Source organism: Rhodococcus daqingensis, assembly GCF_042665615.1.
GTDB classification, from domain to species: Bacteria; Actinomycetota; Actinomycetes; order Mycobacteriales; family Mycobacteriaceae; genus Rhodococcus_G; species Rhodococcus_G daqingensis.
In genome coordinates, this window is record NZ_JBHTCS010000021.1 from 31194 (window position 1) to 45806 (window position 14613).

Annotated in this window: 14 protein-coding genes; 9 read left to right on the forward strand and 5 right to left on the reverse strand. The window is 67.9% G+C overall.

Annotated features, from left to right (window positions below):
- Window positions 1–306 precede the first annotated feature (306 nt).
- From ACFQS9_RS17305 to ACFQS9_RS17325, 5 genes are all read left to right on the forward strand, one after another.
- Window positions 307–606: a hypothetical protein gene (locus ACFQS9_RS17305; protein ID WP_378406878.1), complete on the forward strand. Its 300-nt coding sequence runs from the start codon at window positions 307–309 to the stop codon at window positions 604–606.
- 64 nt (window positions 607–670) lie between these two features.
- Window positions 671–1150, forward strand: a complete 480-nt coding sequence (locus tag ACFQS9_RS17310; protein ID WP_378406880.1) for a nucleoside deaminase — start codon at window positions 671–673, stop codon at window positions 1148–1150.
- A 204-nt stretch (window positions 1151–1354) separates the two neighbouring features.
- Complete coding sequence (locus tag ACFQS9_RS17315; protein ID WP_378406882.1) at window positions 1355–2827, forward strand: wax ester/triacylglycerol synthase domain-containing protein; 1473 nt, start codon at window positions 1355–1357, stop codon at window positions 2825–2827.
- Window positions 2824–5115, forward strand: coding sequence for a glycerol-3-phosphate 1-O-acyltransferase (locus ACFQS9_RS17320; protein WP_378406884.1), 2292 nt, complete (start codon window positions 2824–2826; stop codon window positions 5113–5115). Before ACFQS9_RS17315 ends, ACFQS9_RS17320 begins: the two co-directional genes overlap by 4 nt.
- Window positions 5112–6545: an HAD-IB family hydrolase gene (locus tag ACFQS9_RS17325; RefSeq protein ID WP_378406886.1), complete on the forward strand. Its 1434-nt coding sequence runs from the start codon at window positions 5112–5114 to the stop codon at window positions 6543–6545. The genes ACFQS9_RS17320 and ACFQS9_RS17325 overlap by 4 nt, the downstream gene beginning before the upstream one ends.
- 80 nt (window positions 6546–6625) lie before the next feature.
- Here the strand turns inward: ACFQS9_RS17325 and ACFQS9_RS17330 are convergent, their stop codons facing one another.
- Entirely contained in the window at window positions 6626–8260 is a 1635-nt protein-coding gene (locus ACFQS9_RS17330; RefSeq protein WP_378406888.1) for an HNH endonuclease signature motif containing protein, read from the reverse strand.
- A 120-nt stretch (window positions 8261–8380) separates the two neighbouring features.
- Here ACFQS9_RS17330 and ACFQS9_RS17335 point away from each other — a divergent pair, with 120 nt between their 5' ends.
- From ACFQS9_RS17335 to ACFQS9_RS17350, 4 genes are all read left to right on the forward strand, one after another.
- The gene (locus tag ACFQS9_RS17335) at window positions 8381–8995 is read left to right on the forward strand and encodes a DUF4232 domain-containing protein (RefSeq protein WP_378406890.1); all 615 of its coding nucleotides are present in this window, start codon (window positions 8381–8383) and stop codon (window positions 8993–8995) included.
- Window positions 8996–9077: 82 nt separating this feature from the next.
- Window positions 9078–9608, forward strand: coding sequence for a DUF3558 domain-containing protein (locus tag ACFQS9_RS17340; protein WP_378406892.1), 531 nt, complete (start codon window positions 9078–9080; stop codon window positions 9606–9608).
- A 40-nt stretch (window positions 9609–9648) separates the two neighbouring features.
- Complete coding sequence (locus tag ACFQS9_RS17345; RefSeq protein ID WP_378406894.1) at window positions 9649–10029, forward strand: hypothetical protein; 381 nt, start codon at window positions 9649–9651, stop codon at window positions 10027–10029.
- Between the two features lie 137 nt (window positions 10030–10166).
- Window positions 10167–11537 (forward strand): FAD-binding oxidoreductase, encoded by a 1371-nt coding sequence (locus ACFQS9_RS17350; protein WP_378406896.1) that lies wholly within the window; start codon window positions 10167–10169, stop codon window positions 11535–11537.
- 10 nt (window positions 11538–11547) lie between these two features.
- Here ACFQS9_RS17350 and ACFQS9_RS17355 read toward each other — a convergent pair whose 3' ends face one another.
- From ACFQS9_RS17355 to ACFQS9_RS17370, 4 genes are all read right to left on the reverse strand, one after another.
- Window positions 11548–11919 carry a hypothetical protein gene (locus tag ACFQS9_RS17355; RefSeq protein ID WP_378406898.1) on the reverse strand — a complete coding sequence of 124 codons (372 nt, stop codon included), beginning with the start codon at window positions 11917–11919 and terminating at the stop codon, window positions 11548–11550.
- Between the two features lie 43 nt (window positions 11920–11962).
- On the reverse strand, window positions 11963–12493 hold the full coding sequence (locus ACFQS9_RS17360) for a DUF3558 domain-containing protein (protein ID WP_378407071.1): 531 nt from the start codon (window positions 12491–12493) through the stop codon (window positions 11963–11965).
- 124 nt (window positions 12494–12617) lie between these two features.
- The gene (locus ACFQS9_RS17365; protein WP_378406900.1) at window positions 12618–13436 is read right to left on the reverse strand and encodes a hypothetical protein; all 819 of its coding nucleotides are present in this window, start codon (window positions 13434–13436) and stop codon (window positions 12618–12620) included.
- A 4-nt stretch (window positions 13437–13440) separates the two neighbouring features.
- A complete protein-coding gene (locus ACFQS9_RS17370) occupies window positions 13441–14610 on the reverse strand; it encodes a hypothetical protein (RefSeq protein ID WP_378406901.1) in 1170 nt (389 codons plus the stop codon).
- Window positions 14611–14613: the final 3 nt, after the last annotated feature.

Consider the following 14613-nt stretch of genomic DNA (forward strand, 5'->3'; position numbering starts at 1 on the left):
CGATCCGCCGGTCGCCTGTCGGCCAATCGGATGAACGGCCGACCAACACCCGTGCAGAGCATGTGCGTCCACGGGGCCGCTCGTATCGCAATCCAGGACTTTCGCCGCATAACACCTGGTCATTGCATGTGTGACCTATGTCACATACCGTTTAACAATGTGGTGCGTTCGGTTCACTCCGGGCGGCACGCGCACAACGGCGGCCGGGCCCGTAGCCGGGGCCCGCGGGCCGCGCCGGACCGTTCTCCGTCCGGCAGGGAGGCAGGCGTTCCTGCGCACAATCGGCTCCCTTCGGAAGGTCCGGACATGAACAAGATGATTCGCCGCGCCGCGGCGGGAGTGTTCACCGCCGTGGTCATCGGGTCCACGATGACATTGACCAGCGCGCCCGCGCAGGCCGCCCCGTGCGGCGCCTGGGCCTCGGGCAGCATGGGGCACTCGATGTGCTTCCCGTTCCCCGGCTGGCACCGGATCGAGGTGACGTGCGCGCCGGTCGTCGGCTTCCCGTACATCACCGTCAGCGGGTGGAAGAACGACATGGTCGTGTACTCCTCCCATCCCTGCAACTTCCCCTGGGAGCGTGCGCTCTACGCCCGCGTGGTCTGAGGACTCGGGCACTCCGGCACGCGCGGTCGTTGACAGCGCCGCGCGCGTCCATTGGGGTGAAGCCATGAACCGGACGACGGACGCGGCGGTGCCGGGCGAGCTCGCTGCCCGGCTGCTCGAGGTGGCGGTCGCCGAGGCCGAGGCCGGTCTGGCGGAGGGCGGCATCCCGATCGGCGCGGCGCTGTTCGACGCCGACGGGACCCTGCTCGGGCGCGGCCACAACCGCAGGGTCCAGGACGACGACCCCTCGGTGCACGCCGAGACCGCGGCGTTCCGCGCCGCGGGCCGCCAGCGCGACTACCGGTCCACGATCATGGTGACCACCCTGTCCCCCTGCTGGTACTGCAGCGGCCTGATCCGCCAGTTCGGCATCGGCAGTCTGGTGATCGGCGAGAGCGTGACGTTCACCGGCGGCCACGACTGGCTCGCCGAGCACGGCGTCGCGGTGACGCTCCTCGACGACTCGCGGTGCGTCGAGATGATGGCGCGCTTCATCCGGGAGCGGCCCGCCCTGTGGAACGAGGACATCGGGGTCGCCGAGTAGCCACCGGGATCGGCGGCCACCGGGGGCCCGAAACCGGGTGCGTGCCCCATCCGACGGGTCCACACTTGTCTGTGGGCGCTCCGCCGGACCGCGCGTGGCCTGTGGGCGCTCCGCAGGCTCCGCGCCCGGCCTGTGGGGCGCTCCGCCGGCTCCGCGCCTGGAGCGACGACCGCGGGAGGACTCGACAACCGAGGGAGTGCGGGCATGACCGACGGCATTCCGCAGATACCACCGAGCGCGGTCGACGTCGACCTCTCCGCCGTCGCGGACGGCTGGGACCGGACGATGTCCGACCTCGAGACCGGCATGTGGAGGATGGAGGAATCCCAGCCTCGGCTGCGCACGCCCATCGTCGCGGTCGACCTCCTCGACCGCCCGCCGGACTGGGACCGCCTGGTCCGCGCGCACGAGTGGGCCTCGCACATCGTGCCCCGCATCCGGATGCGCGCGGTCGAGCCGGCCTTCGGCCTCGGGAACCCGGTGTGGTCGGTGGACCCCGAGTTCGACCTCGGCTATCACCTGCGGCGGATCCGGCTGCCCGAGCCGGCCGACTTCGATCACGCGCTGCGGATCTGCCGCCACCTGGGCACCGAACCGTTCGACAAGGCGCGGCCGCCGTGGGTGGCGATGCTCATCGAGGGCCTCGACGACGGCCGCGCGGTCTACGTCGTCAAGACGCACCACAGCATGACCGACGGCATGGGCGGCATCCGGATGATGACGCTGCTGCACAGTCGCCGGTCCGCGCCCAGCCCGAACAAGCCGGACCGGCTGCCCGCACCCCCCGAGCACCTGTCGAACTTCGAGGCGCTCGGCCAGGACGTGCTGACGGAGGTGCGGCGAACCCCCAGCCGGATCACCGGGTTCATCACCGGCGCCGCCAAGGCCGCGCTGGCCACCGTGACCGATCCGGTCGGCGCCGCGGGCGACGCGCTCGGCTATGCCAACTCGCTGCGCCGCATCGTCACCCCTCCCCCCGCGACGGGATCTCCGCTGCTGCGCGGCCGCGGGCTCGGGCGCTGGTTCGGCGTGCTGGAGGTCGGCCTGCCCGAGTTCAAGGCCGCGGCCCGTGCCGCGCACGGCTCGCTCAACGACGCGTACGTCGCCGCCTTGCTCGGCGGGTTCCGGCGCTACGCGCAGGCCCACGGTCAGCAGATCGGCCCGGTCCCGATGGGCATGCCGGTGAACATGCGCTCGCCCTCCGACACCTCGGGCGGCAACCGGTTCGCGGCCGTCCGGTTCGCCGGGCCCGCCGCCGAGGCGGACCCGGTCGAGCGGATCAAGAAGGTGCGCGCCATCGTCCTGGGACTGCGCGAGGAACCGGCCATCGACGCGATCGACCTCGCCGCGCCGCTGCTCAAACGGCTGCCGAACTGGCTGCTGGCGGACTGGTACCTGTCCCAGTCCACGGGCCTGGACCTGCAGGCCAGCAACGTCGCGGGCGTCCCGGTCCCCGTGTACCTCGCGGGCGCCCGGATCGAGCGGATGTTCCCGTTCGGCCCCGCGCCCGGCTGCGCGGTGATGGCCACCCTGGTCTCGCACGTCGGCACCTGCTGCATCGGCGTGAACCTCGACACCGCCGCGGTCACCGCCCCCAAGCTCTTCATGCGCTGCCTGCAGGAAAGCCTGGACGAGGTGGTCGCGCTGGCCGGCCCGACCGAAGGGACGCACCGATGACGAGCACTGAGCACCCGCTGGTCTATCTCACCGAGACCGTGACGGCGGCCGAGGACGATGTGTTGCGGTCATGGCTCAGTCGCCGCCCCACCGAGACCGGGCAGCCCGCGACCGCGGTGCCGATCGGCAGCCAGTCGCTGGCCGAGCTCACGCGCAGGCAGGACGACCCGATGCTCACCCCCGTGCGCGTGGTGTGGCTGCCGCCCCCCGACAACGGGCACCGACACGGACTGCGGAATGCGCTGTCCCCGCGGGATCCGCTGCATCCGGGCCGCGGCGCACAGCGTCGGGTGCTGCGCAGCGACCCGGCGCGCTGCCAGGTGATCGAGGGCGAGCCCGCCCCCCTCAGCGACCTCAAGCGCAGGCTCGACGAGAGCGGCGGCGGCTCGCTGCCGGAATACATCCGCAGGCAGGCCGCCCTCGCGCTGGAACGGTCCGAGCGTGCCCTGCTCGGCAACCAGTACAAGGTGTCGCGGTTCGTGGCCGAGGAGATCACCGACACCGCCCGCTTCCACGCCGGCATCAGCGACCTGTCCCTGCGGCTGAACGTTCCGCTGGCGGAGGTCGACAAGCGGGCCCAGGAGGCGCTGGGCGAGATGGTGGCCGCGCAGAGCAGGCGCGCGATCGCCGTGTGGGATCGGCTGGGCCGCTACTTCTCCCGCGCCTACCGGCTCGACGTGGACACCACGCGTTTCGAGGAGCTGCGCACACTGAACCGGGAGCACTCGCTGGTGTTCCTGCCCAGTCACCGCTCGTACCTGGACCCGCTGGTGCTCCGGCCCGCGCTGCTGGCCAACGACCTGCCCCTCAACCACGTGATGGGCGGACTCAACGTCAGCTTCTGGCCGATCGGGCCGATCAGCAGGCGCAGCGGCACAGTGTTCATCCGGCGCAAGTTCGACGGCGACGAGGTCTACAAGTGGACGCTGCGCGAGTACATGCGGTATCTGCTGACCAAGCGGTTCAACCTCGAGTGGTACATCGAGGGCGGGCGCAGCCGCACCGGAAAGCTGCGTCCCCCGCGCTTCGGGCTGCTCACCTACCTGACCAAGGCCTACCAGTCCAGCGGCATCCAGGACGTTTACCTGGTGCCGGTCTCGCTCACCTACGACCAGCTCTACGAGGTGAGCGCGATGGCCGCCGAGGCGCACGGCGAGGCGAAGACGAAGGAGAGCCTGCGCTGGATGGTCGGGTATGTGCGCGCCCAGGGCAAGCGGCACGGAGTGGCGCACGTGACCGTCGGGCGGCCGCTGTCGCTCGCCGACTCGCTCGGCGGCGAGAAGGACCTGCGGCTGGCCATTCAGAAGACCGCGTTCGAGGTGTGCCATCGGATCAACGAGGTCACCCCGATCACGGTGTCGTCACTGGTCATGCTCGCCTTCCTCGGCATCGAGGAACGCGCGCTCACCGTCGCCGAGCTGGCCTTCATCCTCAGGCCGCTGGTCGACTACATCTCCGCCCGCTCGCTGCCGACCGCGGGTGGGGTGGACCTGCAGAACCCGCAGGTGTACCGCAAGGCGCTGGACACCCACGTGGAATCCGGTGTGCTGCAGTGCTTCGACAAGGGCGGCACGCGCGTCTACTACCTCGGCAAGGACCAGCACCTGGTGGCGGCGTTCTACCGCAACAACACCATCCACTTCTTTGTGGTCCGGGCGATCACGGAGCTGGTGCTGCGGGCCGCCGTAGAGGAGGGGTACACCGACCTGACGACCGACGGCTGGATCGAGGCGAAGCGGATCCGCGATCTGCTCAAGTTCGAGTTCTTCTTCAGTGATCGGGACACCTTCGAGCACGACATGCGCCGGGAGATGGCGCTGATCGACCCGTCGTGGGAGCGCAAGCTCGATGATCCGAAGCTGGCCGAGAACATGCTCGCCGGGGTACGCCCCTATCTGGCGCACCGGGTCCTGCAACCGTTCCTGGAGGCCTACGAGGTGGTGGCCGATCAGCTGGTCCACACCCCGCTGTCCGGGAAGTTCAACGAGAAGGACTTCGTCACAACGTGTCTCGCGTTGGCCGAGCAGCGGCGGCTGCGCCAGCAGATCGGCAGCAGCGAGTCCATCTCCGGCGAGCTGTTCGGCACCGCGCTGAAGCTGGCACGCAACCGCAATCTGGTCGAGCCGGCCGACGGGGACGGTGTCGGCGACCTGGCACGGCGGCGGACGGCGTTCGCCGCCGAGATCCGCACCCTGGTCACCCGGATACGGCACATCCGCGGCCTCACCCAGGAGCGCCTCGACCAGTTCAGGGAGGCCAGCACCACGCCCGAGGAGCGTGATCTGTGAGCGATGTCGACGCGTTGCACAAGGCCATCGCCGCCGCCGAACCCGGCCCGCGGACCCTCGCCGCGTTCGATCTCGACGGCACCCTGATCAGTGGCTATTCCGCGAGCGTGGTGTACCGGGACCGGTTGCGTCGCTTCGACATCAGCCTGGCCGAGCTGCTGCGCACCACGGGGGCGGCGATCGACACCCAGTTCCGTGGGGCCGACGTGGACGGGCTGATGCAGATCGCGATGCAGGCGCTGGCGGGGCGGATGGACGACGAGCTCCGAGAATGGGGGCAGCGGCTGTTCCGGCAGGAGATCGCCGGAATGATCTACCCGGAGGCGCGAGGACTGCTCGCCGCGCACCGGCGCGCCGGGCACACGATCGTAATGGCGACCTCCGCCACCCCGTACCAGGCGCAGTCGGTGGCGGCCGACCTCGACATCGAGGACGTGCTGTCCACCGAGCCGGAGGTGGTGGACGGGATGCTGACCGGGGAGCTGGCGACGCCGCCGCTGTGGGGGCAGGCGAAGGCGGACGCGCTGCGGGCATACGCCGAGGGTAAGAAGGCCGATCTGGCTCGCAGCTTCGCGTATTCCAATGGCGGCGAGGATGTCCCGATGCTGGAGTCGGTGGGTCATCCGGTGGCGCTGAACCCGGACCGCAAGCTGATCGGGGTGGCGCGTCAGCGGCGCTGGCCGGTGGTGAACCTGCGCAAGCCGCAGCTGGGCGCCGACCCGCTGTCGGTGGTGCGGACCTCCACCGCGGTCGGCGCGCTGATGGCGACCGCCGCGGTGGGCGGCGTGGCTGGGCTGGTGTCGGGCAACCGGCAGAGAGCGGCGAATCTGGTGGGCACCTTCGGCCCGGAACTGGCGCTGTCGATCTGCGGGATCTCCCTGGAGATCAACGGTAAGGACCACGCGTGGAGCGACCGGCCCGCGGTGTTCATGTTCAACCACACCAGCTCGCTGGACATGCTGATCGTCGGCGACGTGATCCGCCGAGACGTGACCGGGGTGGCGAAGATGGAGGCGGCGCGGGATCCGCGGTTCATGCCGATCGGCGCGCTGCTGGATGTCGCGTACATCGACCGGTCGGACAGCGAGAAGGCCAAGGCGGCGTTGGCGCCGGCGGTCGACAAGTTGAAGTCCGGGATCTCGATCGCCATCTCCCCCGAGGGCACGCGGACCCCCACGCCGCGCCTGGGCCGGTTCAAGAAGGGCGGCTTTCACCTGGCGCTGCAGGCGGGGGTGCCGATCGTGCCGATCGTCATCCACAACGCGGGCGAGCTGATGTGGCGCAATTCCCTTGTCGCACATCCGGGCACGGTGTACGTGGACGTGCTGGAGCCGGTGAGCACCGAGAATTGGGCCGTGGAGACCCTGGACAAGCACGTCGACGAGGTGCGGGCGATGTTCGAGGAGCGCCTGCACGCGGGGCATCGGTAGTTCCGCGGGACACGCGGCTGGGCACCGCGCCGACGCCTCCGTTTCAGGGTGGCGTCGGGCGGTGCCCGTTGTGTTTCGCGTTATGCCGCGAAGGTGAGTTGGTTGCGCCGGTTGTGTGCCGGCAGTGGTTTTCGGTGGGTGTCGATCCATTTCGGCGGGACGAACCACGGGTGGCCGTCGTCGTTGCCGATGTAGACGGTCCAGTCTCCGCGGTGGACGGTGGTGTGGTGGAAGCGGCAGAGCAGCACCAGGTTTGACAGGTTGGTGGGTCCGCCGTTGGCCCAGTGCTGAATGTGGTGGGCTTCTGTCCAAGCGGCGGGTCGTCCGCAGCCGGGGAAGGCGCAGCCGCAGTCCCGGGCGTTCAGCGCTCGTCGCAGTTTGGCCGGGATCAATCGGGTGGTGCGTCCGACATCGAGTGGGTTTCCGTCTGCGTCCATGCTGATGGGGGTGATGTCGGCATCGCACGCGATCTGAGCGGCCAGGTCGAGGGAGATCGGCCCTAGCCAGGGCATCCAAGCGGGCCCGCGCCGTCGACCTGCACGGTTGCGGACCCGGTCCTGATGCTCGGCGGAAGCGGTGTTCGCGGTTGCGCTCGTGGCCGTGCTCGTCGTGGCGCTCGCGGTGGCGGTGGCGGCTGCGAGGTCGTCGGCGTCGACGAACACGCTCACGTGCGGCCGTTCACCACCTTCGGTGGGTGTACGTCCGGAGTCGAGATAGCTGCTGATGATGTGGGTGAAGGCATCTGCGCGGCGTTGGGCGGGGGTGCGTTGGTCTCTGCCGTGTTGTCCGTCGTGATTGTTCGCACCGGGGCGTGGCTTGGACAGGGCCGACAGGGCGGTCAGGAGGGCTTCGCCGGTGTGGGCGTCGAAGTGCCCTTTGACATGGACGCGGCCGCCGAGGCCGGGTGAGGCGTAGAACTCGTTGAGTTCCGGGTTTTCGGAGTCGCGCTTCTTTCTGGGGTCGCCGTTGAGGATCAGTTCGAGGGCCTTGGCTCGGCGGGCCAGGACGGTGGAGTCCTCGGCGCGGGCGGCGTAGAGCAGGTAGCGGGCGCAGGCCTGGGATCGGGTGTCGTGAGGACCGAAGACAATCGACTCGACCGCAGGCTCACTGTTGGTGCCATCGGTGCCATCGGCATCGGTGCCATCGGCATCGGTGCCATCGGCATCGGTGTCGTCGGCGTCATCGGTGCCGTCGGCTGCGTTGGGTCCGGAGGTACCGTCAGCTTCGGAGCCGCCGTCGGTTTCGGTTGGGGCGTCACCGGTTTCGCGTCCGCCGTCTGCCGCATCGTCCTCCGTATCGGCCGCGGCGTCCTCGCCGACGGCTTTCGCGGCGGCGTTCGGGTCGGCCGGTGCGTCGCCCTCGGGGACCTTGTTCAGGAGTTCGACGATCACCCGCACCTGGTCGCTATCCGTTTCCCCGGCGTCGAAGGCGGCCGCCACCTGCGGATGCTTGGCGAGTTCGCGGCCGAGCCGGACGATCCTGTTCGCCTGACCGGGCGTCATAGTGGTCGCCCCGGCGAGCCAGTTCCCAGGCGAGGACGCCCCGACCTGTTCGGCCACGCACCGCTGATCGATTTGATGCATCAGACGCACCCGCAGCGCCCCGAGCTGCCGCATCCGCAGCGACAACTCTGGAACCAGCCGCAGCAACTCGGCATCGGCGAGCTGCCACGCGGCCACATCCTGTGGCGCGGTGAGCATCTCGTCGAGTTCCATGTTCGAATTCTACTCGAACATGTGTTCGATACGCAATGCCTTCTGGCTGGCGCTTCACCAGATCAGGGCAGATTTCGCATTAGCATCTGAGATGGCCGACATCGAGACAAAGGGGATGCCATGACCCGCACCTGGAATGTCGTAGCGCTGCTCGCCGCGACGTCGCTGACGCTGTCCGCCTGCGGCTCCTCCGATACCGACGGCACCCCGACGGCTGCCCCTGCCCCGCCCAGCTCGACGACCTCGGAGGCCACCGCCCCGGAGGAGACGGTCGCCGGTCCCCCGCCACCCACCACCGCACCGGACGATCCGAACACCTGCGCCGCCACGGAACTGATGCTCACCGCGGGGCAGCCCGAGGGCGCGGCCGGATCGACCATGATTCCGCTGGTGTTCACGAACATCGGCGGCCGCACCTGCCTGCTCGACGGGTTCCCTGGGGTCTCGTACGTGGCCCAGGAGCGCGGCCCCGAGGTCGGTGCTCCGGCGACGCGATCCGGCGCGGGCCAGGGGCGGGTAGAGCTGGCGTCGAACGGCAAGGCGACCGCACAGGTGAGGGCAATCCAGGTGGCGAACTATCCGCCCGAGGCGTGCGAGCCGACCCCGGTGGCCGGCCTGCGGGTGTTCCCACCGAATGCCTATGCATCACTGTTCCTGCCCTTCCCGGGGACGGGATGCGCAAAGACCGGGCCGGAGATCAATCAACTCGAGGTGACAGCGGTGGTCGCGGGGTAAGAACAGTTCCCCCATCGTGGAACCGATCGGCGCCGCGGCGCGTCCAAGTATTGGTACGGGTGAATCAACCGAGGGGAATGTCGTGCGGGTTAGGGCTGCTGCTGGCGGGGTTCTGACGGCGCTGGCGCTGGTGACAACGGCGGCGTGTGGCACCGAGACGGTTGCGGGATCACCCACGATCGAAAGCCCCACTGCTGGTCAGCCCACCTTCGACCCGTGCACCCTCCCCGACGACGCACTCAGGGAGGTCGGCGTGGACCCGGCCACCGAGGATCCCGACGTCTTCGGAGTTCAAGCGAGTGGGTGGGAGCTCTGCAAGTGGAGGGGAAACCAGGCGTTCCTGGTCGTATTCTCCACGCTGCGCCCAATCGACGAGATCAAGTCGAACCCGAAGAACACGGAGTTCACACCGGTCACGATCGGCGCGCGTGACGCCGTGACCTACCGCGAAACGAGCGACACCCGCCGCGAGAATTGCGATGTGGCCTTCGGGACTGAAGGCGGCTCCATCATGGTCCGAATCGTGACGAAAGACCCACGGTATGTGCTGCCCAACCCCTGCGAATTGGCGGTATCTGCGACAACAACGCTAGATCCGCATCTGCCCAGGTAAATGGAGAGCAGCTGACTGACGTCGAAGCGAGGAGGACTCGATGACTGAACTAGGACAAGCGTTCACTAACTTCCAACAGCTCGCGGCTCAAGCGGAAGCCGGACACCTCCGCCTGAACGAGGACGTCGCGCAGCGATGCGTCCAGGCTTGCGAGACCTACATCGCCGCGCTCAACGATCTGAGGGTTTCCGCCGGCAGCATGTCAACGCTCTCCGCCTACGGAACGCTGCAATCCGCCCAGGACCTCGGCCGGAAGTTCGAACGAAAGGCCTTGGGCGAGGGGGGCTTCGAATCAATCGTCGCGCAACACATGGATGTCGTCCGGCAGATGCAAGATGTTTTCGCCAAGGCAGGCAGGGCCTATGCGGCCGCCGAAGAGTCCAATACCCGCGCGGTCGAAGCGGCCGGGTCCACCCTGTAGCTACCTGCTGGACCTTCCGAGCGCCTGAGGCGAACCGGTCCGATCAGCCGCCCACGCTTCGGCACGCTATGCGGCCGCCGACCGCCGAGCGGGAGAAGTTCACTCGGACGGTGGTGTTCTGAAGGCATCATGGTCGTATGTCGACCGCCGACCCCACCGAACTCGTCGCCGCGCTGCCCGACGGAGCGGTGCTCACCGACCCGGACCTGACCGCGGGCTACCGCCAGGACTGGGCCGCCGATCCGAACGCCGGACATCCACTGGCGGTGGTCCGCGCGACCTGCACCGAGGACGTGCAGACCGTGATGCGCTGGGCCTCCGCACACAAGGTGCCGGTGATTCCACGCGGTGCCGGGTCCGGGCTCTCCGGCGGAGCGACGGCGGTCAACGGCGGCATCGTGCTCACCACCGAGCGCATGCGCGAGATCAGCGTCGACCCCGTCACCCGCATCGCTGTCGCTCAGCCCGGCCTGTTCAACGCCGAGGTGAAGAAGGCCGCCGCCGAGCACGGGCTCTGGTATCCCCCGGACCCGTCCTCGTTCGAGATCTGTTCCATCGGCGGCAATGCCGCGACGAATGCGGGCGGCCTGTGCTGCGTGAAGTACGGCGTCACCACCGACTACATCCTCGGCATGCAGGTCGTTCTCGCCGACGGCACCGCTGTGCGGCTCGGCGGCCCACGCCTCAAGGACGTCGCCGGGCTGTCGTTGACCAAGCTGTTCGTCGGCAGCGAGGGCACCCTCGGGATCATCACCGAGCTGACGCTGCGGCTGATCCCGGCGCAGCCGCCCGCCTCGACAGTGGTCGCGTCGTTCGGCACGGTTCAGGATGCGGCCGACGCGGTCCTCGCGATCACCAGAAACCTACGCCCGGCGATGCTCGAGTTCATGGACCACGCCAGCATCAACGCGGTCGAGGATTCCGTGCACATGGGACTCGACCGCAACGCGCGGGCGCTGCTGCTCGCGCAGTCCGACGCCCCGGGCGCGGTCGCCGCCGAGGAGATCGCCGCGATGGTCGCGGCCTGCGAAAAGCATGGCGCCACCGAGGTGTTCGCCACCGACGACCCCGCCGAGGGCGAGGCGTTCACGGTGGCCCGGCGTTCGGTGTTCCCGGCCGTGCAGGCGCTCGGCAGCCTGCTGCTCGAGGACGTCGGCGTGCCGATGGATGTGCTGCCGCGCCTGATCACCGGCGTCGAGCAGATCGCCGAGGATTGCGACGTATTGATCTGCGTGGTCGCGCATGCCGGCGACGGGAACACTCACCCGCTGATCGTGTTCGACCCCACGAACCCCGACGAGGCCGATCGTGCACAGCGCGCGTTCGGTCTGGTGATGGACCTGGCGATCGCGTTGGGCGGCACCATCACCGGCGAGCACGGCGTCGGCCGCCTCAAGCGGGACTGGCTGCCGTTCCAGCTCGGCGAGGACGTGATGGAGCTGAACCGGCGCATCAAGACCGCGCTGGACCCGGACGGGATCCTGAATCCGGGTGCGATGCTCAAGTAGGTCGGGTCGGTCAGAGCGGGGCACCGGCGCTGTCGATTCCGGCGACGTTGTGCTCCTCCGAGGCTGAGTACATGGCCTCGATCTTCTCGAACGTCTGCTGCATCTCCTGAACAACTTTGATGTGGTCGGTGATCGCCTGGTCCATCGAGTAGTCCCCACCCGATGCCTTCTTTTCGAACTTTGCCGCCAGGGCGGCACCGGAGGGAAGGAGGTTGCCGAACCCGTCAATCGATGCCAAACTCCTCACCTCTTCCTTCAGGACACCAAGCTCGACGACGAAGTCTGCACACCGCTGCGCACAACGCCTAGCTACATCGCGCTCAAGATAGAGGTGGCCTGAATCGGCCATTGCGCCAAGAGTTTGCCATTCCGAGTTGGTCATGTTTACCTTCCGCAGTCTTCGTCTTGCGCCATCAACGAGTGCACTATTGCGGGATCGACGGTTCGAGTTGTTGTGCGGACCTCACCGCGACCTGGCATGGATCCTCTGCGGGTCGATCGCCGAAGTTGTAGCTGACGCGAATCAGGACGGCGCCGCGTTCTGTTCCGATTGCAACATCGCAGCTCTCACGATCCTCATCTGACACCTCCCTGTACGTGAAGGCCTCGCGACCACCGATCAACTGGGGCGCGAACTCAGTGTTGCGTTTGTTGGAGCGCACGTCGTCAAGCCCGTGTGTGGTCGCGAAAACCGTCATGATGTGGTCGGGCCCGTTCCAGCGACAGAGATTCCACCCCGGCTGCTTGACCCCGAGAATGTCCCGCGACTCCGTCGCCGGATCCATCCCCACCGCCCGCAACGCCTCATCCGGAATGTCATCGCACGGACTGAACACCGGCTCCCCCGACCCGGCCCCCACCGGCTCGGCCTCCCCCGCGACACTCTCCGAACCGCACCCGGCCAGCATCAATGCACCACAAGCCAGCCCGACCCCGGCAAGACCACGCCACCGCATCCGCACCCGACACTCCCCACTCCCGGCCGATAGATACCGGTCCACCCTAGATAGACGCAGCAACAGGCTCACCAATTCTGCAGGCCAGCACGAGGGAACTGCTTCACAGCTCCAGCCGCGCTGCTTAGACACTTTCCGGATAGTCGCGGATCCGCGCGCGCTCGACGGACGCGTCCGTGCCGAGTTCCGCTCTCATCACCGGATTGTTCGCATAATGAGTGACCAGGTGGAACATCAGCGCCTCGTCGATCGCGAACTTACGGCAGTCCACCTCGATCATCGGAACCGGCGGCAGACGGTCAATCCTCCACACCGGGGTGGTGTAGCGCCGTTCCCATGCTGCGTTCGCATACCCGATGACCAGAACCATCCGATACCCGTTGTACGCGGCTTTCGCTCCGGCCACAGCCTCCCACGGCAGATAGGACTCAAAGCTCCAGCCGCGTTGGCGAATCCCGTCACGCGTCAACCGGATGTAGCCGGGGCGCAAAAGCCGGGCTGCAACCACAACCAGAAAGGTCGCGAGAAAGATCCCGAACAACCCGAACACCAATGCGGCTCCGGGAACGAACGAGCTCGGCACATTGAGGTAGATCTCAATGGCGGCACCGAGGCTCAGTGCGGTTAAGCATGTCATCAACGCTACGAGCAGAACCCACAGCCGCCGCGACTGCCGCAACTCGGTCGCCGGTAAGGCACCGACCGTGACCGTGCGAATGTCGGCGTCTCGATGCTCCGAACCCCGGATCACGACTCCTGTTGCCACGATGAGGAAGAACAAGCATGCGAACCCGATGCAATAGCGCAACGCGGCAGGAAGCCCTCCAGCCCAGCCAGCCAGGCCGACAAGGACCGCGATCACACCGAACCCGACCATCATCGCCATCGCCAGCTTCTCGCGGATCGTGTAGCGGGCCTCGGGCCACTCGGGTGGAACCTCCAAGCCCCTAGAACACTGCATTCCACGCCCCCTTCGCCAACCCACCGACAGCGGCGCCGGCATCGGTGACAGCGTCCACACCCGAATCCATGGCGTCATCAAGATCGTCAACACCGTTCTGATACAACGAGTCCACTGCTCCCGAAGTAAACAATCCGGCGACCACACCGACGCCGGCGCCGACCGCCGTGCCAACTCCGGGGATGGCGGACCCCACCACTGCGCCCGCCCCTGCACCCGCAAGGAGGGAAGCCCCGAATCCAGCCGCACCAGAAACGACCGCCTGGCCCGCTGGCTTGCCGTTGTAGATGTCGTATGCGACACCTGCTGCGGCGAGCACTCCGCCCGCCTTGAGCCCAACCTTGCTCGCGCCGGCTTCGGACCGTGCTGCTGCAGCGGCTGCATCATCAGCGGTGTGGCTCATCAGCCGTGACGTGTCGAAGTCTCGATAGATCACTGACGCAGGGGTACCTGCGGGTGCGGTTCGTGCGAGCTCGAGGAACTTGGATGCCTCACCAGCAAAGAACTGCGAGTTCGTCAGTAACGCTGAGGCATGCCGTGCGGCAAGAACGCCGACGGCACCATTGACAAGATCCCCCACAACGAAGAACCACTTGCTGGTCAGGTCCGCCCAGACGTTCTTGACCGTTTTCACCGCGAATGCCCACAGTTCACGCGCGGCGTCGACACCATGCTGCGCCGAGTCGTACGCCCGCATAAGTGCCTCATGTCGCTCCACCTGTCCGACCGCAGCGGCGTGAGCGCTCAGGGCTTCCACCGTTGCGTCGGATCCGCTCGGCGGTGACCCCGGATGGACGGGTACCGGATGAGGTTCCTGGATCAGCTCGCCGAGGACGGCCAGTCCGGCAGTCGCAGCGGCGTCACGGACCGCACGCATGTCGTCCTGTGCACGTTGAAGCTGAGCTGCGGCCTCGTCAAAGGCCAGGGCTTGGTCAGCGACCGCGGTCGCCAGTTCGTCGGCCTTGCTCGCGGATGCAGTGGTCCTTGTGCTGAACCCGTCACCGGCCGCGCCGTCCCATCCGGCATCGGCGGTGTTTCGCGCGCGGTACATCTCATCGGCAGCAGAGACGATCATCGGACGGAGTGAGGTCCGCAGCCAGGCGGCCGACGCGCGAATGGACTCGGGATTCCCGTCGACGCGGGTATCGATTGGCACCGG